This is a genomic window from Pontibacter russatus (genome assembly GCF_009931655.1).
GTDB lineage: Bacteria > Bacteroidota > Bacteroidia > Cytophagales > Hymenobacteraceae > Pontibacter > Pontibacter russatus.
On sequence record NZ_CP047984.1, the window covers coordinates 1,234,715 to 1,254,462 of the forward strand.

Here is a 19,748-nt window from a genome sequence, read left to right on the forward strand (position 1 = left end):
CTACTTAACTTTATATGCCTTGATTTCCCGCTGGTTCACGCCGAACAGCAGCAGGTTATGGATGTGTAACATACTCCGCACATCGCCTTTCAGCTGCAGGCCCGATTTGCTTTGGGGAATATAGGTGAAATTTCCTTTCCCATCGCCCTGCAGCAGCACACCGTAGCTGGCGTCGTACTTGCCGAAGCGCAGGCGGGCCTCGTTCATATTGCCTGCCAGCAGCACATCCAGTTTCCCGTCCCGGTTATAATCCAGCGGCTGAATGGCATATACCGGGGCGAACTGGGCCTGTACCGGCAAGGGTTTTTCCACAAACTTCCCGTTTGCACCGGCCTCAAAATAAGCTGTTTGCAGGTAATTAGCAGACAGTTGCTTTGCCCCTTTCAGTTCCTCCGGCGTAAAAAGATCCCGTAGCGTGGCGTCAGCGTAGCTCTCGTAGCTGACGTAGCGGGTGCGCATCATGCTCATCTGGTCGAGCAGCTCGTCCCGCGTCACGTAGGGGTAGCTTTGGCCTTTGATATAAAAAGTAAGTATCGGGTCCACCGAACCGTTGTCGTCAAAATCCTTGTAATACAGCTCCGCTGGCTGGTTACCAGAGGCTTTTACCTGCGAGTTCAGGCCCATGTTCCCGACCATCAAATCCGGCTTTCCGTCCTGGTTAAAGTCCTCCACCACCAGTTTATTCCACCAGCCGTTGTACTGCTTTTCGAAGTATTGGTCAGTGGCATCGCGTAGTTTGCCGTTCACGTTCTGGAACACCGTTACCGGCATCCACTCCCCCACTATTACCAGCTCCTGCTTTTTATCACCATCCAGGTCATGCCACGCCGCATCCGACACCATCCCGATGCGCTGCAAAGCGGGCGCCACTGAGGCCGTCGCATCTTTGAATTTGCCGGTGCCATCGTTGAGGAGGATATAGCTTTGCGGAATCTCCGGGTAGCGCCCCGGAACTACCCGGCCGCCCACGAACAAATCCATATAGCCGTCGCCGTTGATGTCGGCCGCGCGGGCGCAGCTGCTGCTGGTGCGCATGTTGGGCAGTGCTTCCGTGGCTTTTGTGAAGTCGCCGATGCCGTTGTTTATATAGAGCCGATCCTGCAGCAAGGCGTCTTCCGGCGCAAAGTTGCCGTAGCCGCCGCTGCTGATATATAAGTCCGGCTTCCCGTCCTTGTTCGCGTCGAAGAACAGCGCGTCCACGTCCTGGCTTTCTTTGTCGGCCTCAAACGCAGCGTTTGGTTTTGGGCTGAAGCGCCCGCCCCGCTGCTGTATATATAACACGCCCGCCTGTCCGGCTGAGCCGCCGGCATAGACGTCCTCGAGCCCGTCGCCGTTTACATCGGCTTTCGCCAGCGCAGGCCCCGAAAACGACATGGGGTTCACCAGCAGCGGCTGGCGCTTGAAATCGTTCACCGCCTTTTTCTGATGCGTAAACGCCACCGGCGACTCCACCTCTTCCAAAGCAGGCGAGGCTTTGGTATTCAGATACCTATATAGGACTGTGGCTTCTTTCTCCTGCAGCGCCAGCACCTGGTTGGCCTTCACCTCATATAGAACCTGCTGCTTCCCGCTCTGCCACACCACGCGCAGCGAGTCCACCACAGCCGCCTCCCCCAAACCGAAGTGCAGCACCGGCGACACGCTCGACTGGTAGCCGCGCGTCGGCATCTGCTCCTGGTACTGCTGCTGGTCGTCTTTGTAAAGCATCACCTTTGCGCCAACGCCTGCCGTATTTTTGCCTGCTCCCGCCAGCTTCACTTGCAGATAGTGGCGCTTCAGTTGTTTGCCAGCCTCGTTCTGGTATATAAAAGCGGGCTTGTTGATGTTGTTCACCACCAGGTCCAGGTCGCCGTCGTTGTCGAGGTCGGCGTAGGCGGCGCCGTTGCTGTTCGAGGCGAAGTTCACGCCCCAGTCGGTGCCTTTGTTCGTAAATGCCAGGCCCCCGTTGTTCTGGTATATGTAGTTGTTGACGTTGGAGGAAGGAATCTTGTTCACCAGCTCCAAAACGCCTTTCGGGTTCATGCGGCCGCCCGCGTTCTGGAAAAACGAGCTGCGGTACTTGACGAAATCGAGGTTGGTGAAGTCGCGCAGGAAGCCGTTGGAGACGAAGAGGTCTTTCCAGCCGTCGTTGTCGTAGTCGGCGAAAAGCGGGGCCCAGCTCCAGTCGGTGTTCGAGATGCCCGCCAGCTGCCCCACCTCGCTGAAGGTGCCGTCGCCGTTGTTGACGTGCAGCATGTTGCGCATGTACTGCGGACTGAAACCTGCCCGTATGAACTGCTCGAAATACTCGTAATTGTCCGGCGAGAACAGCAGCTTCTGCCTGCGGTTGTCCTCCGGCAGCATGTCGAGGGTGTAGATGTCCAGCAGACCATCGTTGTTGATGTCCGCGATGTCGTTGCCCATCGAGTACAGCGACGTGTGGCCGATGCTTTGGTTGATTTGGTCCGTGAAGGTGCCGTCGTGGTTGTTGATATAAAGGTAATCCGGGGCGGAGTAATCGTTGGATATATAAATGTCGGGCCAGCCGTCGTGGTTGATGTCCGCCACACCCGCGCCCAGCCCATACGTAAACGCCGAGCCTGCAAAGCCCGACTTATCCGACACATCCACGAATTTGCCTGCGTCGTTTCTGAACAGCTTCACCCGCATATCCGGCTCCGTCTTCTTCTGAATTTCCCGGATGCTTGTTTCATCCAGATTTCGGAACACGTTCGGGTTGTGGTTCAGCAGGAACATGTCAAGGTCGCCGTCCCGGTCATAATCAAAGAAGGTGGCGCTGGTGCTGAAGGCGGCATCGGCCAGGCCATGTGCCTGCGCCTCGTCCACAAACTTCGGTACGCCGTTGGCATCAGGCCCCTGGTTGATGAAAAGCTGGTTTGCCCGCGCCTCCGGCGGCATGTTGCCGGAGTAGCAGAGGTATATATCCAGCAGCCCGTCACCGTTCACGTCGGCCATGCTCACGCCCGTTTTCCAGTTGCTGGGCCTGCCAGCCGCCGCCGCTGACGTGGTGATATCCTCGAACTGCATGTCACCCTTGTTCAGGTAAAGGGCGTTTGGGGCCATGTTGCCAGAGAAGTAGACATCCTGTAGCCCGTCGTTGTTGAGGTCCCCCACGGCCACGCCGCCGCCGTTGTAGAAATACTGGTACGCCAGGATGTTGCCATAGGGGTTTTCCTGGATGGTGTTGCTGAAGTTTATGCCGGTCTCCCCGGCGGGCAGCAGGCGAAACAGCGTTTCAGCGGGCGCGTTGTGCTGCTGTGCCGCACTGGTTTCTACTTCCGCCTCTTTCGGTTGACAGCCTGCCACAAAAACAGCCAGTGCAAAAAGGCAAACGAGAACGGGTAATTTCAAAAACTGCATGCTGTTCTGTAAGGGAATCCAAAAGTAAGGAATCGGGCACATACCTGCAAAAGGCGCAGACGCTCTGCGCTGAAATCGCAAGTCAACAGGTACCTTAACACCTAAACCGCTCTGTTAAATTCCTCTTCAGGTGAGGGATTGATGCGATGTATTTTCTATAATATGGCAATGACTTCTTTCACACGAAGCTATATCACTTTTTCACCACCCGCACCGCCGCCCCGTTCAGGTTCGTTTTCACGAAGTATATACCCGAAGAAAGTCCTTCAAAAGAGACGGAGGCTTTGGTGCCGCTTACTTTCTGCGCCTTCACCTGTTGGCCCTGCGCATTATATATGGCGACGGTTTCCATCCTGCGTTCGCTGCTAATAGTTAAATCAGCCTCCACCACAGTCGGGTATGCGGCGAACGCGGGCTTCTCGCTTCCGTTGTCCCACAAGCCCGTCGGCTCCGACGGGCCGGCCGCTGTGTCCTGTCGCTTATAGGTGCGCAGTTCCGGCATCTCGTCCAACGTTAGCACGTACTCGTGGGCAAACAGCTTCTTCCACAAGTCCAGCGAGTTGTGCTTGCTGTCGCGGGTGTAGCCGCCGTACCAGGGCATGAACCACGACCAGGCCGCCCCGTCCTTTATCAAATCATCTACATCTGGGATGGAGCCCACTTCGCTCAGCGTCAGCATTTTTTTGCCGCCATAGCGGCTGTTCATCTCGCCAAACTCCAGCGTCTGCGAACCATGGTCGCCCTCCCTATAGATGTCCCGCCCCACGATGTCCACATAAGCATCGCCCGGGTACCAGGCATCATCATTGGGCTCCCTTGTCCATACCCAGATGAGGTTGCGGAGGCCGTGGTGGTTCACCAGGCGGTCATATAGGAGTTGCCACAGGGCTTTGAGTGGCTCCGGCCCTTTGGCTCCCCACCAGAACCAGCCGCCCGCCGCCTCGTGCAAGGGGCGCCAGATAACGGGAACGTGCTCGTCCTGCAACTTTTTCAGCATGCCGGCTATATAGTCTATATCGGCGAGCATGGCTTTGTATTCGGCTGAGCTTTTATCCGAGACTTTCGAGACATCGAACGCTGTGCCTTCCGGCTTTGATTGGTTCTGGGTATAAAACTCCTCCGTCTGCCGGGACGGGTCGCGCCAGTGCCACATCAGGGCTGGAATGCCGTTGCGGCCGTACCAGGTTTTGGCGTCGTGGATGGGCGTCTCGTCGTTGTACCAGGTGTAGTTCCGGCCGCTGTGCATGAAGTCGATCCCCAATAGGGCCGGTTCTTTGCCGGTGTTTTCCTTCAGCCAGTCCGATTCATCGAAGCTGTTCAGGGTCATCGCGCCGGAGATTATTTTATCACCGTAGTTGTCCAGCAGGAAATTGTACAGGGCGGTTGCCTCACGAGTCGGGTTTGGGGCCACCAGCGTCTGGTTCAGGTCAAACCTGTGAGTGTCCTCCACTGCCTCGAACGCGATATAGTCGATGTTAATCCACCCCCAGGATTTGGTAATCTTTACCTGGTGCTGCCCGGCCGCCAGTTTCTGGGCGCTCACCAGTTGCAGGGTGCTGTAGGCGGCATCTTTCTTCAGGGAGAAATTCAGCGTGTTGCCGCCTATGCCAAACGTGTTTATCTTGTCGCCTGCCGGGGAGGCCGCCCTGATAGAGATGTTGTAAAATCCTGCTGCCGGGAGCGTCACGGTGAAAGTGAGGTTGCCCTCGCCCTGCGCCACCGCGCCGCCGCCGGAACAACCAGGACACGCGATTTTCGCCGCTCCGCCGGATAGGGCTGCCTGTTCGGCTTCATATTTCTGGCTATATGCCTGCAGGGAGCAGAGCAGCAGCCATACCAGACAGATTAGCGGGGTGTAGGTATTTTTCATATATGAGGTGTTACAGACGTCGGAGTTCGGTACTTCCTGTCGAAAACAGAACATTGGCTCTATACGTGCCGATGATTGTGCTCCAGATTTAGCAAGGTTTGGATATTGAGATTCTGAGTAACAGAAAACCCCTGTAAAACTACAGGGGTTTTCTGTTACTCAGATTAGCTTGTGCTGGTGTGTATCAAGCTTATTTGAAACCGACATGGTCGTAATGCACTACCCCGGCCCAACCGGCAGACTGAAACATGATATCCCCGATACTTGCCGGGCTGCCCAAATCTGACAGTGGAATGGTATAAGTGGTCCATTCTCCTTCCACTACGTTGAATGTACCAGCAGGAGGATTATAGCCTTCATCAATCACGATATTTACGATTTTGCCATCTGTACCCGGGCCGCCATAGACCGAGAACACCAAATGAGTATAATCAGCGGTAGACACGGCTGTGCCAATGTGCCAGCGGATTGCATCGTAGCTGCCGTCGTAGGTCTTCCTGGCAGCAAAATCTCCCTGTCGCACTTTTTCAGTGCTCTCCCAGTTGGTGGCACCGCCCCATCCCCAGTTTTCCCAGCCTGTTCCTCTTGCGTCATTGTACAGGAAATAGGGCAGCGCTGCGAGCGGAGGCAAATCCCCAATAAATTGTAAGGATGTTTCTGACTCAACCTGTACGCCAGAGTGTGCTACAAGTGTTACGACCCCTTTTCCGGCTTCGGCAGGCACCACGACAACAAGCTCAGCAGGAGACACACTCACAAACTCTGTGATGGGCTCTGTTATGCCATTGAATAAAACACCCATCGTCAGATCAAGGTTTTCGCCGGTTATGGTCAGGTTGCTGCCGCGCTCCACGGGGTTTGGTGCCAAATTAGCTATGGATGGCAGGGTGACAACCAGATCCGTTTCTGTTACAATGGCCTGCGGCTCTGTACCACCTGTCAGGAACACCAGTCTTCCTGTCTTGGCATTCACCGGCACCTGCAGCACCAATTCGTTCATGGTCTGGCTTACGAACTCGCTCACCGTGTCGCTGTCGAACACCACGCCTGTTACCCAGTTCATGTAATTTCCTGTGGCGGTAATATTCGCTCCCGGACGTGCCTCTTCCATAACCGATTCGATGGTAACCGGCACCTCAAAACTCAGCACTGTTTTAGAGACAACATCCCCATCAGTAGTTTTCAGCGTTACCAGACCTTCACCTGCTTCCTGCGGCACTACCAGCACAATCATATCGGAGGTATGGCTTTTGAAAGCCGATTTCGGAACACTCACTCCCGGCAGCTCCACAGCCTCCACTTTGTTCAGGTTGTGGCCGATGAACTTTATCTCTTCCCCATGCTGTACGCCGGAGGGGCCGAAGCTTAGCAACTGCACCATGCCACCGTTCGGTTCACTGTCCTCATCGTCTTCACAGGCTGTCAGGAAACCGGCGAAGAGGAACAGAAACACAAGCGTGAACAGCCTCACATTGTATACATTCTTCATATTTCTTCTTGAGCTTTAAAGTTTAGTCAACCGATGTTGGCACTACGCGCATGTTATCAATCGCAAAGTTGGCGTTTACTGCCAGCGGGCCGCTGAAGTGGAAAGAGACGCCGTAGCCCGCCGGGTTATAGGCAAACGACTGGTTGGCAGCATAGAACTCCTCAAAAGGAATGCTCACTGTTTCCCACTTGCCTCCGGTGTCCACGTTTGGCTTCCAGGTATAGCTGGTGCCACGCTCATCTGCCATCTTCGGCCCCATGTACATCTTAATTTCAGCACCAGTCAGGGGAGCCAGCGTGAATACCTCGAACTTCAGTTCGTAATCACCGGGGTTTGCGAATGCCTCGGCCGGGATGTTTTTGGTCTCTTTGGCCACATCGCTTTCTGCTGGTCCTACATACATCTCAAACCAGGCCCAAGGACCCAACTCACGTTTTACGCGAATAAAATTACCGTTGATGTTCGGTATCTCAGGATCAGATGCTTTAATATAAGCCGGACCGTGCCACAGACCGGCAGTTGTTCCATCGAAGCTGGCGATGATGTTCCGGTTGTCTCGGAACCATAAATCAGATTCTACCTCTCCGAAATTAGTTTTCACCGTAACCGGGCCAGGCTCTGCCCCCTCCGGCACCCGCACTTCAATGGCATTGCTCTCTTCAGACACAGAAACTACTTCTCCCTCTACCCCTCCTGTGAATGTTACCATAACAGGCTCGTAGAAGTAATTGCCATATATGGTGGCTACCTCCCCTGTGTTCACATATTCGCTCAGCATGCCGGTAATCACGGGTTCACTGATGTCTACCACAAAGTCGTACAGCAGTGAATCGCCGTTCGCAAAAATAATCTTCATGCGGTTAGAGATATCTGTCGGAATATCTGACGGCACCCTCGTGATGATGGAAGTATTGGTGATGAAGGTAGGCGACAGCGATCCGCGCAGGTCGTTGAACCAGATTTCGCGTGCGTTGCCCAGGTTCTGCCCCACGATGGCTATCATGGCTCCCTGCCCCGCCTTCGCGATGAGAGAATCGGAGGCATCCGGGTTCGTGACCCGGATATAGCTGATTGCCGGGGTGCCGTTGTTCGGAAGGTCCTCATCTTCCGAACAAGCTGAAAACATTCCTGCCATTGCAAAGGCGCAAAAGAGGAACAACAGTGATTTAAAATTCAATTTCATATATAAGTTCTTTTAACTTTTAACAAGGCTAATGCTACTCCCCAAACTCATATGGGACAGGCTCGTCCCGCAGCCACGGCGCCTGGCTTGACTCTGATGCCGGTATAGGAAGCAGGAAGTTACCGGAGTTGGCCGTAGCCGTTCTTTCCGCGAACCACGACGTCTTCTCAAACTCCCAGGAGGTAGGGTTCGGCATGCGGTTCGGATGCACCACAAAGAGTCCCCGGTCCTGGTTGTTGATGATATCGTAGGCCCGCTGCGGGTTGTAGTAGTGGATTCGCACCAGGTCGTACCAGGCCAATCCCTCCATGGCGAACTCCTTCATCCGCTCCTCAAACACATCCTGCCAGGTTAGTGACTCTTCCAGAGGGGCTACACCTGCTCTTTCGCGAATCACGTTTACATATTCCAGCGCCTTGGCATCGCTCGTAGACTCGCTGCTCCCCAGCACGGCGTCTGCATAGATCAGGTACATCTCGGCCAGGCGCAGCATGTAGGTGTCGTTCGGGTAGCGTTGCTGGCCCGCCTGGCCGTCTACGTCTGCCGCTTTACCCACCACATACTTCTTGATGCTTACAAAGCTGTTGTCTGCATCGGCTCCCGGCGCCGGGAAAACCAACTCCTGCTCTGTGGCGTTACCTTCCGCGTCTCTGACTGTCTGTGATATCTCGGGGTAATGAAAGCCCGGCAGCATATAGGTAGCTTTCAAACGCTCATCGTTCGTGAACCCGTCCTCGAACAAGCCGTCGTAGAGGCTCAGCTGCCACCAGGAGGCTCCCAAATCGCCCCCCCAGCCATCGCCGTTGGCAATGTCGTTGCTGTAGGTGATCTGAGACACCATTGTGTTGGCATAGCCATAGTTGGTGGTGTATACCCACTGCTGCTCGAACAGCGACTCGATGTTGTTGTCATAAGGATAACGGAACAGGTCGGCATAATCAGGAAGCAGGGTGTGGCCGCTCATGGTAATCACCCTTTCCGCGTACTCCTTCGCCTTGTCCAGGTATTCCTGGCTCATGCTGCCGCCAACTCCGGCCCTGGTCAGGTAAGTTCTGGCCAGCATCCCTTCCGCCGACCATTTTGAGATCCTTCCAACGTCAATGGAATTCTCCGGAAGGTTTTCAGCCGCATACAGGTAGTCTCTGGTGATAAACTCCCAAACACTTTCCTCGGTGTTGCGCTTCACCTCCGGGCTGTTCAATAATTCGATGTTGTTCTCGATAATCGGAACGGGGCCGTAGTTCATGACCAGGAAAGAGTAGGCAGTGGCGCGCATAAAGCGTGCCTCGGCGATGACGTGCTTCTTTATATCCTCCGACACTTCAGGCCCGGCGTAGCGCTCCACGTTCTGGATCAAGGTGTTCGCCTGGCCAACCACAATCCAGAAGGTGCGGTACGCTTCGCTGTTGGAGGTCGAAACTTCCGTTGTGTTGAATAACACGTCGTCTCTGTATCCCCAGGCGCGCATCGTGGTTCCAGCCCTCAGGTCGCCTAGGGCCCAGGACGCTTTGTCCACATAATCCTTCCACACCACACTGTAGAGCGGGGCCGACGCGGCCAGCAACTGCGCATCGGTCTTGAAGAAGTTGGCATCCACCAGGGTATCCTGCGGCGGCCTCTCCAGAAATTCCTTCTCGCAGCCCGAGAAAAGGGATAGGGTTAGAAGCCCACCTATATATAAAAATCTATTTTTCATCTTGCTCTTCGTGTTTAATTAAAAATCAATGCCAACGTTCACAGAATAAACCGGTGTTAGTGGATAACGGCCATAATCTACCCCTATGGAGGCATTTCTTGCATCTGCGTTCGGCCCTACATAAGAACCAACTTCAGGGTCATAACCAGAGTAGTCTGTGATGGTGTAAAGGTTTTGTGCGCTTACCCCGATTCTCGCTCCTTTAATGTACTTCAGTTTTTCCATCACGGAAGATGGCAGGTTGTAATTCAGCGTGATGTTCTTGAGTCTTACAAATGAACCATCCTCCACGTACTTGTCGGTATGACGGTTGAAGTTGTTGTTTTTATTGCCTCCCGACATTCGGGCTACAACCGTACCTGGATTTGTAAGATAGGGGTTCCCTTCCGCGTCTAACTGCACATTGGCATAGTCGAATGCGCCCACGAACAGGTTGCGACCCAGGTTAATGTTGTTCGGGTTGGTGTTCTCGCTGCGCAGGTAGTTGTAGATGTCATTTCCGATGGTGCTGGTGATCAGGACGCTCAGGTCAAAGCCCTTGTAAGAGAAATCGTTAGTGAAACCGGCATAGTATTTTGGCCAGGGGTTACCGATAAAGGTCTGGTCCTCGCCGGAGATGATGCCATCTCCGTTGATATCGCGGTACTTCACATCGCCCACCCAGATGCTGTTTTCCGCAATCGGGAACTCTACCCCGTTGTTGTCGGCTGGCAGGGCGCTGTTCTGAATCTCCTCAACAGACTCGAAGATGCCTTCTTCTATATAGCCGTAGAACAACCACGGGGCCTGTCCTACCACCGTACGCTGCGTCCAGTTGTTCATCCACCAGTTGATTTTATCTACCTGGCTGGTTTCGGTGGTTAAACTCTTCACCTCTGTTTTGAAGTGAGACAGGTTGAAGTTAGACGACCATCTGAAGCTTGAATTGTCGATGTTGATGGTGTTCAGGGTTAAGCTCCAGCCCTTGTTCTGCAGCGAACCGATGTTAACGATAGGAGGCAATATCGAGCCATTCCCATTTGTGCCCATATACCAGGGCAGGGAGCTATCCAGAATCAGGTTATCAGTGTCCTTTATATAGTAGTCAGCCTCTATTTGCACCCTGTTCTCAAACAAGCCCAGGTTTATCCCGAAGTTGTTGGTCTTCGTTTCCTCCCACTGGAAGTTCGGGTTCGGGTACCTTCTCGCTGAGAAAGCGGTGCCCCAGGGCGTAGGACCGGCAGTAAGCGTACCATATATGGCTCCACTCTCTCCCTGGTTACCTGTCAGACCAATCTCGTAGCGTAACCGCAGGTCGCTTACAAAAGGAACTGCGAAGAACTCCTCCTCAGACACGCGCCAGGCAGCTGATACGGACGGAAAGTAACCCCATCTGTTCTCCGGGCCGAAGTTTACGGAGCCATCCGCACGGAAAGCGCCCGTAATGATATAGCGCTCGTCGTAGTTATAGATGGCTCTGCCCAGGTAAGATTCCATTCCCCACGTACCTTGTCCGCCTCTGGCCACGCTTGTCGCCTCGTCTCCAGCCTCCAAGTCTACAACCTCGTTCGTCTGGAAACCGCGTCTTTCGCCAAACAGGTTTTTCCAGGTAGACTCATTCACCTCGTGCGTTGCCATCAGGTTGATGCTGTGCTTGTCAAACTGCTTTCTGTAGGTCAGCATCTGGTTCCAGTTATAGGAGGTGTTCACGCTGTTTCTGTTGTTCAGGACAGCGACTGTGTTTTGCTGATAGCCGAATTTGTACGTTGGCAGGAAATACGTGGAGTTCGAAAAACCGACGTTTCCGTTAAAGGCTGTGCTGAAGTCCAGATCGTCCGTGATTTTAAAACCTAATGTCAGGCCTCCCAGCAACTGTCGCTTGGTCAGGTCATTCTGCGTAAGCTCAGCAAGTCCGACGGGGTTTGGCGGCGTAAACTGTTCTCCTGTACTGGTCGCCGTTACAATACCACCCCCATAAGTACCGTCCAGGTTCCTTACCGGAATGTGGGGAGCCAGCTGAATAGCCATCCTAATAACATCAGCCTGCGTTGTGGAAATGCTCTCGTCTGTTTGCGCGTAGTTGATGTTCGCTTTGATAGAAAGCCACTCCTTCGCCTGGTTATCCAGGTTCAGTCGGATGGAGGCCCGGTTGAAGCCAGAGCCCAGGGCGACGCCCTCCTGGTCCAGGTATTCCCCTGACAGATAGTAAGTTGTCTTCTCACTGCCGCCACTCAGGCTTAGCTGGTGCTTCTGCATCGGCGCGCTCTTGAAGAGCTCATCCTGCCAGTCGGTTCCCCCGCCCAGCAGCGATGGGTCCAGAAAGTCCTCGCGCACATTGCCGCCTGCAATTGACTTGTACTCGTTGTCCATCTGGGCGTACTGGCGCAGGTTCATCACCTCCAGTTTTTCAGGGGGGGTCTGTACGCTATATAGATAGGCGTAATTAATACGGATGTCGCCCGCCTTGCCACGCTTGGTGGTAATCAACACCACGCCGTTTGTAGCCCTTGAACCATATAGCGCCGTGGCAGAAGGCCCCTGCAGGATCTCCATGCTTTCGATATCCGCTGGGTTTAGGGTAGAGAGTGGGTTTGAGCCGGAAGGAGAAATCTCCCCCTCAATCTGCACACCGTCGATAACGTAGAGCGGCTCGTTGGTTCCACCGATAGAGTTAACCCCCCGGATGTTCACCGAGATACCGCCACCTGGCGCACCGGTGTTCTGGGTTACATACACCCCGGCAGCACGCCCCTGAATGGCCTGCTCGATGGTAGTGTTCACAGTCTTCTCAATCGATTCTGAAGAAATGGTTGTCTGCGCCCCTGTTATCTCGCTTTTTCGAACCTCACCGTAACCCGTCACCACCACCTCTTCCAGCAGTTTATCATCGGGGCGCAGGGTAACGGTAATATTCGTTCTTCCGTTCACGGGAACCTCCTGCGTGGTGAAACCGATATAAGACACCACCAGCACCGCGTCGCTAAACGCCTGCAACTGGAACTGGCCCTGGGCATCGGTGATCGCACCGGCAGCTGTTCCCTGCACGCCAATGCTTACGCCCGGCAGCCCCTGGCTGTCTTCCGAAGAAACCACCTTGCCGCTGATGGCAAGGGGAGCCTGCGCGAAGCCGCAGACACTCTGCAAGAAAAGAAAAGCCAGCAGCAATGGGGATAGCCTGCTCGCTTTCATTAATTTAAAAACAGGATTATGTATATAATCGCTGTAATAGTACATGTGTTTCATCATAACTCAGTGTTGTATTTGTAAGGGTTGTGTTTTGCCTGCACCGGCGCTTTCTCCTTTATCTGTAAAAGCGCATATATAAAATTCCTTTTTTCGAAGCGATTTGCAAACATGAGCTTGAACTATATAAGCCGGAACCTGATCCGCGGCGCTATAGCAGGTATATCTCTATATTGAAACGCTATAATATTTCCGTACCCACGCCCGCCATATAGACCAGGAAGGAAGCCTGCTTCTCAACTGCTCCACATCCGGTAAAAGTGGCCTCTTTTAAGCCACATCTTAGGCACAAGGTATGAAATGATGCGGTACGGCAGGGGTATCAAATGTTTCCAATGTATGCCGCCAGGGTTAACGACATGTTAACCCTGCTGTCCACAGCGATAAGGTGGCGCCACCAGCGGCCCGGAAGGTTAATGGGGTTTATAGTCAGGTTACGGCCGAAGGAATAGGGCGCTACACAATTCGCCTGCCTTATATACTTGGCAGGGAAACCCACTGGTCGCAGCTATATATAGCAAGTCTTCGGATGATGAGGTGTAACGCTGTCAACACTGTGCTGACCGGCATATATAAATATACATAGGAATAAAGCGCGATGCCCTCCTTTCAGGCTGAAAGGAGGGCATCGCGAAAGAAAGTCTGTATGAAATGTTATATAGAAGTGATTTATATATACTAGGTTTAGTTGGCTTGCACTGCTTTTGTGGCCTGCAATGCCTTGTACACCTCCTGCGCCAGCAGGGCCGCGCCAGCATCGTTCGGGTGGATGCCGTCGTAGGTCAAATCGGCTTTGCCCAGAAACGGCTTGTAGAGGTCGATGGTCTCCACTTTCGCTTTGCGGGCAATCTTTTTGATGGCGGGCAACACCTCGTTGTCCATCACCTCTTTGCTGATGTCAAACTTATCCTCAAATACCGGAACAGGATAGGCTATATATACCTTTGGCTTGGAAGGCAGCTTTTTGAAGGACTTGATGAACTTTACATAATCCTTCACGAACTCGTCTTTGTATTGCCAGTTCTGCGGCTTGGTGTCGTTGGTGCCCAGTTTGATGATGACGATGTCGGGGTTCCAGGCCAGCACCTCTTCGTACTTCGCCTCGTTCCAGTAGGGGTAGTCGCCCTTTTTCAGCAGGGTGCGGCCGCCCATGCCGTAGTTGCGCACCTCGTACTGCTCGCCCAGCAGCTCCTGCAGCGCCTGCGGGTAGGTCTGCGCTAGCCCGGCCCCTTCGGTGATGCTGTTGCCCACGCAGGCCACTTTTATATCCGACTGCGCCAGGGCCGCAAACGCGTTCAGCAGCACGAACAGGCACGCCAGCGCCGCGATGGTTAAATGTCTTTTCATTTCAGAGAGTTGATTACATTAGAAAATCAAAGCTGCAGCCACTGCTGCAACTGCCTTGTCATTACCTTAATATATAAAGCTGTTGATCCGGCGCCTTATCACCGAACAAGAAAAGCAGCGGCAGGCCAGGGCTATATATACCACAGCCTGCTGCCCTATTGGCCTGGCTACAATTCTCTGATCCAGATGTTGCGGTACTGCACCGGGTTTCCGTGGTCCTGCAGCGTGATGGGCGCTTTTCCGTGGGCTTTGTACTCAGGCAGACCAATGTACTCTGTCGGGCCTTTCAAATCCACATCGTTCTGCACCAGCACGCCGTTGTGGAGCACCGTAACTTGGGCAGGCGTAAACAGCGAGCCGTCTTCCTTGAAACGGGGCGCTGTATATATGATGTCGTAGGTGTTCCATTCAGTGGGCTTGCGCATGGCGTTCACCAGCGGGCGGTGCTGCTTGTAGATGCTGCCAGCCTGGCCGTTGGCGTAGGTGCGGTTCTTGTAGTTGTCGAGCACCTGCAGCTCGTAGCGGTCCTGCAGAAAGATGCCGCTGTTGCCGCGCCCCTGGCTCTCGCCTTTCACCTCGTCGGGGGCGCTCCACTCCACGTGCAGCTGAAAATCGCCGAACTCCTTCTTGGTGGAGATATCCCCCTTTCCCACTGTGAACGCGTTGTCCTTCACCTGCCACTTGGCCTCACCACCGCCGGCCTTGGCTTTCCACTGCGAAAGGTCTTTCCCATTAACAAGAATGATGGCATCAGAAGGGGCCTCTGTGCTGGTGGCGCCCGGTGTCACCACGCGCACCTCCGGCTCCCAGAACTCAGTCATTTCGGGCACCATCTTGGGCGGCTTTGGCGTTTCCTGAGCCTGTGCGTGGGTGAATGTCAGCAGCCCAAGGGCCACGGCGGCTAGCGCGGTTTTCTTCAGAATCATATGTATCGTTTTAGTATGGAGTGTTTTTTCTTTTTGTTTTTGAAGTGCAGAATTTCAGGGAGTGAAAGTACTGGATTGAGTTGAAAAACGCAATTGTGGTTCCTTCTTCAAAAGGAAGAGAGAAACCTTTCTCCCCTGTACTATAAAAGAGAAGCAAGCTAGGTGGAAAAACATTTGCTTCCTCATCGACTAATACCAGTTATGATTAGGTACTGCAGCTGTATACGAACCACCCCTGCCCCTCCTTGGACAAGGAGGGGCAGGGGTGGTTCGAAAGATCGGCAGAATATATTTGATACTGGTGTTTATCCTGAGTTCACTGCTATATATACTGCGGCCTTACGCCTCCTTCTGCCTGCTTTCGGCGTACTGCGAGGGCAGGATGTTGTACTCGTCTTTAAAATACTTGGTGAAGTACTTCCGGTTGTTGAAGCCCACTTTATAGGCCACCTCCGCCACCGTCAGCTGGCTTTTCTCGAGGAACTGCGCCGCGTGCTGCAGCCTGATCTTCCGGATAAACTCCACCGGCGACTGCTTGGTGAGGGCCACCATCTTTTTATACAGATGCACCCGGCTCACTCCCAACTCGCGGCTCAGCATCTCCACCGAGAAATCGGCATTTTCAAGGTTCTCCTCCACCACTTTGATGGCTTTCTGAATCAGTCTGTCGTCCAGCGACACGATTTTCTCCTCGCTCGACTGCACACTGATTTTCTTCTCGAACACCTTCTGCAGCAGTTCGCGCTGCGTAATCAGGTTGCGGATGCGCGAGAGCAGCAGGTCGAAACTGAACGGTTTGGTGATATAGTCGTTGGCCCCGATGTGCAGGCCATGCAGCTTTTTATCCTCGGAAGCATGTGCGGTCAGCAGCACAAACGGGATATGGGAGGTGCGCGCATCGGCCTTGATTTTTTTGCAGAAGTCGATCCCGTTCACCTCCGGCATCATCAGGTCGCTCACAATCAGGTCCGGCATGTGCGCCAGCGCCTTCTGCCAGCCGTCTTTGCCGTCCCGGGCCTCCAGGATGGTGAAGTGCTCTTTCAGGTTCTCCCGCAGGTAAAAGCGGAAATCCTCGCTGTCCTCCACCAGCAGCACGACCGGCGAACTGCTGCGGGAACTGTTAACGGGCTGCGCTTCGGCCACCACAGGCGCCACGTCCGAAACAAGGTCGGTCGCATCCTTCACTACCGCCCCGTCCGGCACCGGCGCAGGCATAATTTCTTTCACCGGAATGGTCACCGTAAAGCAGCTGCCCTGGTTCGGGGCGCTGTCGAGGGTGATCATGCCGCCGTGTATTTTCACAAACTCTTTGGTGATAGACAACCCGATGCCGCTGCCCTGGTTCACGACATTGCCCGGCACCACGTCGCGGAAGAAGCGCTCAAACACTTTCTGGTGGTTTTCTTTGGCGATGCCGATGCCCGTGTCCTTCACTTTTATCTCCAGTAGCTTGATGCCGGAGGAGGAAGAGTCGTTGTCGTGGGAGTTGAGCGCCACGTGGATATTGCCGTAGTCGGGCGTGAACTTGAAGGCGTTCGACAGCAGGTTGAACAGGATTTTCTCCAGCTTGTCCATGTCAAACGACACCTGCAGTTCCTCCACATTCGATTTAAATGTCAGAGCGATGTTCTTTTTCTCCGACAGATCGGAGAAGGACTGCACCGTGGCCTCCACAAACTTCACCACATTGCCCTCCGAAGGATATAAGTGCAGTTCCTCCACCTCAATCTTGCGGAAGTCGAGCAGTTGGTTCACGAGGTTGAGCAGGCGGCGGGCGTTCCGGTTTATCATCTCGAACTGAAGCAGTTGGTCCTTGTTCTCCGTGGTTTTGAGCAGGCGCTCCACCGGAGCCAGTATGAGCGAGAGCGGCGTCCGGAACTCATGGCTCACGTTGGTAAAGAACTTTATCTTCATCAGATCGAACTCGTGCAGCTGCCGGGCCTCCCGCCGCTCCTGCTCCAGTATCAGTTTTGTCCGGGCCTTCTGCAGTTCCATTTTATGCACCAGCACCAGCAGCAAAACCCCCACCAGCGCATATATAAAAAAGGCCTCGGTGGTGAGCCAGAACGGGGCCAGCACCGCCAGCTGCATACTGATGCCTTCCTCGTTCCAGACGCCGTCGTTGTTGGAGGCCATCACTTTAAACGTGTACTTTCCCGGGTCGAGGTTGGTATAGGTCACGCGCCTGTTGGCATTCGTAACGGTGTGCCACTCCTTGTCAAAGCCCTCCAGTATATAGCGGTAGCTTGTTTTTTCGGGGTGGAAGAAGTTGAGCGCCGCAAACTCAATGGAGAAAAGGTTCTCATCGTGCTTCAGGGTAAGCTGCTCGGTGGCGGATATGGACTGGGGTAGCAGCACGCGCCCGTTCACCGGCTCCCCCACGGCCAGGCTTTTGTTGAACAGCTGAAAATCGGTGAACACGATGCGCGGCGAGGCGTGGTTCTCGCCGATGCTGCCGGGGTGGAACAGGTTGATGCCGTTCGGGCCGCCAAAGACTACCTCGCCCCTGCTTGTCAGCAGCGCGGCATTCTCGTTAAACGCCTTGCTCTGCAGACCATCCAGCTCGTCGAAGTTGCGGAAGGTGGCCCTCATGCCGTTTTTCCGGTTGAGGCGCATGTTGGAAATGCCGTTTGGGGTGGAGAGCCACAGGTTTCTGGCGGCGTCCTCCACTATGCCGACAATGGCGTCGTTGGGCAGGCCGTCGGCCGCGGTGAAATGCCGGAACGAATTCGTCTTCTCCATATATAAATCGAGCCCCTCGGTGGTGCCGATCCATATATGGCCTTCAGTGTCGCGGTGAATGTAGGTGATGTTGTTGCTGACCAGGCTGTTCGGGTCCGTCGGGTCGTGGGCGAAGTAGGTGCTCTTGCCCGTTTCCGGGTTAATCACATCGATGCCGTAGCCGCCGCCTACCCATATATTGCCTTTGCCGTCGCCAGCCAGGGCGGTGATGTAATCGCAGTGTACCGGAAACTCGCCCCCGCCGTTGCGCGAGTGCCTGAACGTGTTCGTCTGGCGGTCGAAGAGTTCGAGGCCGCCGCGCAGGGTGCCTATCCACAGATTCTCTTTTTCGTCTTCATACAGCTCCCATATATTATTGTCGGAGAGGCTGCCGGGGTCGCCGGGCTGGTGCCGGTAATGCGTAAAACCGTTGCCGTCAAACTCGTCGAGGCCGCCGAGGTAGGTGCCCACCCACAGAGTGCCGCCGCTGTCGAGCAGCAGGCTCACGATCACATCCGAGGCCAGGCTGGCTGGATTTTCCGCATCGTGCCGGTAAGTGGTGAAGGTGTCCGCCGCTCTGTCCCAGAATACGAGCCCGCCCCCGTTGGTGCCCATCCATATATTGCCTTTGCTGTCCTCCACAAATGCGTTCACGTCGTCGTAGGGCAGGCTCTGGCTCAGAGAGGCCTGGTGCTTCAGGTGCGGGAAGCGGATGTTGTTGGGGTGGTAGTAGTTGACGCCTTTTTTAAAGGTGCCCACCCATATGATTCCCTCCCTGTCTTTATACAGGGTGTTGATGCTGTTGTGCGCCAGGCTCTTCTCCACCTCGGGGTTGTGGAGGATATAGGAAACTGAGAAGTCTTTTTTATCGATCACGTTGATGCCCCCGTGGTCGGTGCCGACCCAAATGGTGCCGCTGGCCGCCTCCGCCACGCCCCGTATCGTGTTGTTGTTGAGCTGCGTGCGCTCCGCGCCCTTATGGAAACGCGAGAGGGCTTTGCGCGTGTGGTCGTAGAAAAACACGCCTGCTTCCACGTTCTGCAGGTATATCCACAGGTCATCGTCGCTGTCGACGGTGAGGGAGTAGCTGAACTGCTCTTTTTTATTTCTCCGGTAAAGGTCATCGTTCCGCTCTATCACCTGCAGCGTTTTGCGGTGGATTTTCTCTAGCAGGCCGTTGCGGTGGATGACCCAGAAATCGCCCGCTGCGTTTTGCCCGACAGCCGCTACCTCGTTGGTGCTGAGGGTGTTTTTATCATTGAAGGCGTTCGTAAGCCTGACGGAGGCGCCGTTGGACGGGTTATACCGAGTGAGGCCTTTGCCCCTGCTGATAAACCAGTAGTTGCCTTCAGCGTCTTTCACGATATCCTCCACCACGGCATCCGGCAGGTTGTATTTCCTCAGCAGGCTGTCTTGCTCCCGTATAAACTTCTCCGTGAGGGGGTCGTAGACGCAGGTGCCGGCGGTGGTCTGCACCCATATCTCTCCCCCGGGGCCCTCAAAAAGTCTGATGATATTGTTGTTTAGGAGCGAGGTGGTGTCGTTGGAGTTGTATTTGAACACCCGGAACTTGTAGCCGTCGTAGCGGTTCAGGCCCGAGGAGGTGCCGATCCAGATATAGCCCCTGCTGTCTTTGAGGAAGCTCTTGATCTGGTTGTCCGAGAGCCCGCTGTTGATGTCGATGAGCGAGAACCGGTACTGCCCCGGACTGGCAGCCAGCACCTGCCCGATGCTCATCAGGAAAAGGAGAAAGGGTAGAAACCTTTTGAAACGCATGGTTGCAGGAAAGCGTGAGATTTTGCAGCTTCCAAGCTAAACAAAAATGCCCGGAAAACATTCCATTTCCAGTAAAACCCTTAGCGCCTGACAAAGGGCGGGAAAGCCATCGGTCAAATCCTCCTTTTATCCACCCAACAGGCTATATATGAAACGGC

The 19,748-nt window shown here is 54.4% G+C and carries 9 protein-coding genes; all 9 read right to left on the reverse strand.

Annotated features, from left to right (window positions below; genetic code table 11):
- The 9 genes from GSQ62_RS05095 to GSQ62_RS05135 all read right to left on the reverse strand — a co-directional run bounded on the left by GSQ62_RS05095 (window position 1) and on the right by GSQ62_RS05135 (window position 19,551).
- The gene (locus tag GSQ62_RS05095; RefSeq protein WP_161888506.1) at window positions 1-3,360 is read right to left on the reverse strand and encodes a VCBS repeat-containing protein; all 3,360 of its coding nucleotides are present in this window, start codon (window positions 3,358-3,360) and stop codon (window positions 1-3) included.
- A gap of 193 nt (window positions 3,361-3,553) precedes the next feature.
- Complete coding sequence (locus tag GSQ62_RS05100; protein WP_161888507.1) at window positions 3,554-5,230, reverse strand: glycosyl hydrolase; 1,677 nt, start codon at window positions 5,228-5,230, stop codon at window positions 3,554-3,556.
- Between the two features lie 190 nt (window positions 5,231-5,420).
- Window positions 5,421-6,719 (reverse strand): IPT/TIG domain-containing protein, encoded by a 1,299-nt coding sequence (locus GSQ62_RS05105; protein ID WP_161888508.1) that lies wholly within the window; start codon window positions 6,717-6,719, stop codon window positions 5,421-5,423.
- A gap of 22 nt (window positions 6,720-6,741) precedes the next feature.
- On the reverse strand, window positions 6,742-7,845 hold the full coding sequence (locus GSQ62_RS05110) for a glycan-binding surface protein (RefSeq protein ID WP_161888509.1): 1,104 nt from the start codon (window positions 7,843-7,845) through the stop codon (window positions 6,742-6,744).
- Window positions 7,846-7,936: 91 nt separating this feature from the next.
- Window positions 7,937-9,598: a RagB/SusD family nutrient uptake outer membrane protein gene (locus tag GSQ62_RS05115; RefSeq protein ID WP_161888510.1), complete on the reverse strand. Its 1,662-nt coding sequence runs from the start codon at window positions 9,596-9,598 to the stop codon at window positions 7,937-7,939.
- Between the two features lie 18 nt (window positions 9,599-9,616).
- Window positions 9,617-12,823 carry a SusC/RagA family TonB-linked outer membrane protein gene (locus tag GSQ62_RS05120; RefSeq protein ID WP_237587004.1) on the reverse strand — a complete coding sequence of 1,069 codons (3,207 nt, stop codon included), beginning with the start codon at window positions 12,821-12,823 and terminating at the stop codon, window positions 9,617-9,619.
- 681 nt (window positions 12,824-13,504) lie between these two features.
- Entirely contained in the window at window positions 13,505-14,167 is a 663-nt protein-coding gene (locus GSQ62_RS05125; RefSeq protein ID WP_161888511.1) for a GDSL-type esterase/lipase family protein, read from the reverse strand.
- 167 nt (window positions 14,168-14,334) lie between these two features.
- Entirely contained in the window at window positions 14,335-15,087 is a 753-nt protein-coding gene (locus GSQ62_RS05130; RefSeq protein ID WP_237587139.1) for a 3-keto-disaccharide hydrolase, read from the reverse strand.
- A 345-nt stretch (window positions 15,088-15,432) separates the two neighbouring features.
- Window positions 15,433-19,551, reverse strand: a complete 4,119-nt coding sequence (locus GSQ62_RS05135) for a two-component regulator propeller domain-containing protein (RefSeq protein WP_161888513.1) — start codon at window positions 19,549-19,551, stop codon at window positions 15,433-15,435.
- Window positions 19,552-19,748: the final 197 nt, after the last annotated feature.